Origin of the sequence: Microcoleus sp. BM001215392, assembly GCF_036700185.1 — a bacterium.
GTDB lineage: Bacteria > Cyanobacteriota > Cyanobacteriia > Cyanobacteriales > Microcoleaceae > Microcoleus.
Genome location: NZ_JAUBOJ010000465.1, coordinates 1 through 5,162, shown reverse-complemented (window position 1 = coordinate 5,162; position 5,162 = coordinate 1). Strand labels below are relative to the sequence as shown.

The following is a 5,162-nucleotide window of genomic DNA, read 5'->3' as shown; positions in this document are numbered from 1 at the left end:
TCACTAATAAATTGTCTGCCGAAATGCTTCGCCCTTGCAAAATAGAGATGCACCCAGATTAATCAGTAAAAATAGGCAAAAGAAAATCTGTTTTCTCTTGCCTGTTTGTTATCAAAAAACTGAATTTGTCGTCAAGTTAGCCTCGATCGTGCTTGGCAATTACCCAAATAGCGTGAATCATGCCCGGAAACCAGAAAAAACAGGTTAGAAGCAGGTTGATCCAAAAATCAGTACCAATTCCGACGGTCAAAAATACGCCCAGGGGGGGAATAAAAATTGCAGCGACTATGCGGATTAAACTGCCCATGTGAGTTACTCCAAACGACTTTTCTCTTTCAATTTAACTTCACTGACCGACAGAGCCTTTCCCGAAAAATTTAGGCGGTGCTGCGATCGTGTAAACTTCGGTTTCCTCGGCGATTACTTTTCGTAAGTGACCGGGAACTTGCATCAGTCCCAACAGTGTAATCCCGTCTAACATCCGGAACCCGCCAATTGTTTTGTCGGCGAGCAATTTGTCGGTAACTTCGGGTTCTGGCCGCGTGTTTATTTCCTGGCCCGAAGCTACCGCAAAACCCCAAGGAGCTCCGTAGGTAGAAATAAAGCTGGTGCAGGATTGAACGTTGGGGAAAACCGATTTCAGGGTGTTGACAATGCGGGCGTGCATTTTCATTTCTGCTGGAGAAACAGGACCCGCTTGCACTACGAAATATCCGTTAGGTGACAGTATCTTGCGGACTTTCTCAAAATACTCCTTGGTAAATAACTGGAAAGATGGGCCTTCTTCAATGGGATCGGATAAGTCGGAAATCACAATATCCCAATCGCTGTCTGTGTTGTCTAAATAGTCCAAAGCGTCGCCGATTACTACTTCGGAACGGGGGTCATCAAAGGCGTTTTGGTGCATTTCTGGCAAGTGCTCGCGGCAAGCTTCTACTACTTCGCCGTCAATATCTACCATCACGACTTTTTCAACACTTTTCCAGCGCAACACTTCTCTAATTGTAGCTCCTTCACCGCCGCCGAGAACTAGCACTTTTTTGGGCGAACCGTGAGCAATCATCGCTGGGTGCACCAGGGGTTCGTGGTACAGAAACTCGTCGCCCGTACAAGATTGCCATTTGCCGTCCAAAACTAAGCCTTTACCGTAGGTGCCGGTTTGAACTACGTACATTTCCTGGTAGGCTGTTTTTTTGTAAGCGAGCACGCCTATGACGCCGTGAACGTAAATATCCCAAGGGGTAATGTACTCGCTCATCCAAAAGTCTGCACGGACTTCGCTACCTGACATCTAATACTCTCCAAATGTAAACTGCTGTGTCGATTTTGTCGCAAGTAGTAATTCTTACCACAAAATGGCGCAGATGTGTGAGTGCGATCGACACATGGGAGTTAACTCGATCGCCCAACCTATACTTTCGTTGCTGTTTGGGAGATGACCAAGCGTCTGCACCTTCACTTGGCAGCTTGACTTGGCAGCTTGACTTGGCAGCTTCGCTCGGCAGTCTGATTTAATACTTGTGCGTCCTTGCGGGTCGGTTGCAAAGTTGTTTGTCACAGGCAATTTGTTGCAGACCAATTATTAATTTTCACGCCGCTGCTACAAGTTTGCGATCGGCGTTTATATAGACTAAATTGGTAAATATGAGCGGCGATCGCAGCACCTGAAATTAATTGTCCGCTCCCCAGTATCATTTACTAATGAATTACCAGAAGGATAGCTAAGTATATGTTGACAAATCCTCCGATCTTTGACCTCAAATTGTGGAGAAAATTGAGCCGCAAACTCAAAAAAACCTTGACGCTTGGCATTGCGGCAGTAACGCTGTGTACAGCGATATTAGCTAGTTGCGCCAAAGCAGAACCACCTTTGCGAGTCGGTGCCAATGTTTGGCCGGGCTATGAAACTCTGTACTTGGCTCGCAGTTTGGGCTACTATGATAATACCCCCATTAAATTAGTAGATTATCCTTCAGGTACAGAAGAGGTACGAGCCTATCGAAATGGAGAAATTGAAGCAGCGGGCATATCCATCGATCAAGCTTTGGTATTGGCAGCAACCAATCCCGACGTAAAAATTGTAGTTGTTATGGATTTTTCTAACGGTGGGGATGTGATTCTCGGCAAACCCGAAATTCAAAATTTGCCAGGCTTAAAAAGCCGAGCTGTAGGGGTTGAATCTACGGCGTTAGGAGCATTCATAATTACCCGTGCCTTAGAACAAAAAGGTATGTCACCTCAAGATATCAAAATTGTCTCTTTGGGAGTATCCGAACATGAACGAGCCTTTAAAGATGGAAAAGTAGATGCTGTTGTTACCTTTGGCTCTGCTCGGACAAAGCTGCTAGCAGCGGGTGCGAAACTACTGTTTGACAGTTCGCAAATTCCCGGTGAAATTGTCGATGTTCTGATCGTGCGCGAGGAGGTAATTAACAAGCAGCCCAAGGCTTTGCAGGCTTTAATTGACGGTCGGTTTCGCGCCCTAGATTACTTGACAAAAAATCCCCAAGATGCTGCTATTCGCATGGCTCCCCGCACAGGAGTGACTCCAGAACAATTCTTAGAATCTTTAAAAGGGCTGAGCAGTCCCAACCTTCTAGAAAACCAAAAGTTACTAGGAAAAACAGATCCGTCATTGCTGAATGGCGTCAAGCGATTGTCTCAAGTCATGTTAGAAAATAAATTGCTGCCGAAAGCGGTAAATCCGGCTCCTTTGTTGGACGACAAATTGGTCAAACAAGTAAAATATTGAGCGATTAAAATTATAGTTAGTCGTGAACAAGTGTGAGTTGAACAAGAGTATTTTTATGCAGATTTTTGGTTGAAATTAGCAACAATAATCTAGAAACTCAAATTTATATCATTTCTAACTATGAAACGATTTCCTTTTTCTCTGCGTTTCTCTATTCCTTTGATCCTGCTAATTGTCGGCAGTTTGCTGGGTTTGTTTTCTTTTCAACGGGAGGTAGAGCAATCGTACCAACGGCAAGAAGAAAATGGAATTAACGATTTGAAGTTTTCGGCAAATCAAATCTCAGGAATGCTGGAATATTTGTACCGCAGAGGAGATATTGAGCAAGTCGAAATTGCGATTAGCAAGTTGGGGAGCGAGCGAAATATCCGCTTAGCGTTGCTTTGTGATGAAAATAACCGAGTAATTGTGGCAACCCGTTACGAATTTCGGAATCACCAGATCGGTGAAATTTCATTACCTGACTATTTACCAGAAGAATTTTTTAAAGTTCGCGAAAAGATGTCAGGAGAAGTCAAGCTTGCTGAAAATAAAGAGAGTACATGGGCAATTTATCCGGTTTTGTTGGGAGCCGAGCCGGGAGAAGTTCGGCCTTCGAGAGTCGGCATTCTTTTGGTAGAGTATGATATTTTGTTACTCAAGCAACAAGCTTATGCAGATACTTTCGAGCGATCGACCCAAACGAGTATTGGATTAGCTGTATTCTGCATAATTGTCTGGTTGTTTTTCGATAAAACCTTGACAGAGCGGGCTGCGAGACTTGTCGAAGCGAGCAATAGCTTCAGCCAAGGAAAATTCGACGAGCGCGCGCAACTAAGAGGTTCTGACGAACTTGCTCAGATTGCGGCGGCTTTTAACCAAATGGGCGATCGCATTCAGTCTGATACCGAGGTGCTGCAAGAAAGCGAGAAACGTTTCAGAACCTTGGTTTCCAATCTCCCTGGTGCGGTTTATCGATGGGTGTTCGATGTGGAGTGGACGATGGAGTTTATCAGTGATGCAATCTCCGAAATTTCTGGCTACCCCGCCACCGATTTTATGAACAATCGAGTGCGAAATTTTAATAGCATCATCCATCCTGAAGACGCAGTAATGGTACAAAAAGTCATCGATAAAAGACTTTTAAAAAAACGCGATTATATTATCGAGTACCGCATCATTCGAGCAGATAGGACTGTGAGATGGGTGTCAGACAAAGGTCAGGGTGTATTTAATGAACATGGCGATATTCTCTGGCTTGATGGAGTAATTTTTGACATCACTAAGCGCAAGCGCGCCGAAGCAGAACTGTCTCAAACATTGGTACTTAAGGATAAACTTGCTGATACTGCGACTGCTCAAGCTCAACAACTCAAACAAACTCTGCAAGATTTACAGCAAACACAGGCTCAATTAATTCAAACAGAAAAAATGTCTTCATTAGGTCAAATGATTGCTGGTGTCGCCCACGAGATTAATAACCCAGTTAATTTTATTCATGCCAATCTTTCTCACGTTAGTACGTACAGTCACAACCTATTAAATTTAATCGATTTGTACCAGCAAGAATATCCCCACCCTCAGGCTAAAATTGCAGATTTGATTGAAGATAGCGATCTGGAGTTTATCGGCGAGGATCTGCCAAAAATCTTGTCATCAATGAAAGTGGGGACTAATCGCATTCGTGAAATTGTCCTGAGTTTGCGAAATTTTTCTCGCTTGGATGAATCCGATCTAAAACCCGTGAATATTCACGAGGGACTTGACAGCACGCTTTTGATTTTGCAGAGTGCTGTCAAAGCTAAACCGAATTGTGAAGAAATTGAGATTATCAAAAATTATGGAGATTTGCCGCCAGTTGAATGTTATGCTGGACAGCTAAATCAAGTATTTATGAATATTTTAACTAATTCCATATATGCGTTGCAACATCCAGAAAACCAGAATTATAAAAAAAAACAAACTCACTCTCACAGTCAGATTATAATTAGTACATATATTCACAAAAGCGATTGGGTAAAAATTAGTATTAAGGATAATGGGCCGGGCATAGATGATGCAGTGAAAACAAAAATTTTTGACCCTTTCTTTACAACTAAACCAGTGGGTACTGGTACAGGTTTAGGACTGTCAATTAGCTATCAAATTGTGGTGGAAAAACACGGCGGGAGGTTGGAGTGCATATCGACTGTTGGAGAAGGCACTGAATTTGCGATCGAGATTCCGATCGCCAAATCCCCCAGTTAATATAAGCTATAGCCTTTCTCAGAAAGATGAGGTACTAATGGGCGAAGCGGAGGGATGGGGCATGGGGCATAGGGCATGGGGCATGGGGCATAGGGCATGGGGCATGGGGCATGGGGCATAGGGCATAAGAGGGTGCATCTGGCGCAAGGCAAATATATCCGTAGGGGCGAAGCATGACCGCAGT

General features: G+C 43.8%; 5 protein-coding genes. 3 read left to right on the top strand and 2 right to left on the bottom strand.

Annotated features, from left to right (window positions below):
• Positions 1–136: 136 nt before the first annotated feature.
• Positions 137–307, bottom strand: coding sequence for a YqaE/Pmp3 family membrane protein (locus QT974_RS30785; RefSeq protein ID WP_293176652.1), 171 nt, complete (start codon positions 305–307; stop codon positions 137–139).
• 39 nt (positions 308–346) lie between these two features.
• Complete coding sequence (locus tag QT974_RS30780; protein WP_333472173.1) at positions 347–1,291, bottom strand: fused MFS/spermidine synthase; 945 nt, start codon at positions 1,289–1,291, stop codon at positions 347–349.
• A gap of 26 nt (positions 1,292–1,317) precedes the next feature.
• Here QT974_RS30780 and QT974_RS30775 point away from each other — a divergent pair, with 26 nt between their 5' ends.
• The 3 genes from QT974_RS30775 (at position 1,318) to QT974_RS30765 (ending at position 4,978) form a co-directional block, all read left to right on the top strand.
• On the top strand, positions 1,318–1,515 hold the full coding sequence (locus QT974_RS30775; protein WP_333472172.1) for a hypothetical protein: 198 nt from the start codon (positions 1,318–1,320) through the stop codon (positions 1,513–1,515).
• Positions 1,516–1,729: 214 nt separating this feature from the next.
• Complete coding sequence (locus QT974_RS30770; RefSeq protein ID WP_333472171.1) at positions 1,730–2,752, top strand: ABC transporter substrate-binding protein; 1,023 nt, start codon at positions 1,730–1,732, stop codon at positions 2,750–2,752.
• Between the two features lie 120 nt (positions 2,753–2,872).
• Positions 2,873–4,978 (top strand): ATP-binding protein, encoded by a 2,106-nt coding sequence (locus QT974_RS30765; RefSeq protein WP_333472170.1) that lies wholly within the window; start codon positions 2,873–2,875, stop codon positions 4,976–4,978.
• The last annotated feature ends 184 nt before the right edge of the window (positions 4,979–5,162 follow it).

Coding starts and splice junctions, on each gene's coding strand:
- QT974_RS30770 (WP_333472171.1), top strand. CDS start 1,730: ATGTTGACAAATCCTCCGATCTTTGACCTCAAATTGTGGAGAAAATTG.
- QT974_RS30785 (WP_293176652.1), bottom strand. CDS start 307: ATGGGCAGTTTAATCCGCATAGTCGCTGCAATTTTTATTCCCCCCCTG.
- QT974_RS30765 (WP_333472170.1), top strand. CDS start 2,873: ATGAAACGATTTCCTTTTTCTCTGCGTTTCTCTATTCCTTTGATCCTG.
- QT974_RS30780 (WP_333472173.1), bottom strand. CDS start 1,291: ATGTCAGGTAGCGAAGTCCGTGCAGACTTTTGGATGAGCGAGTACATT.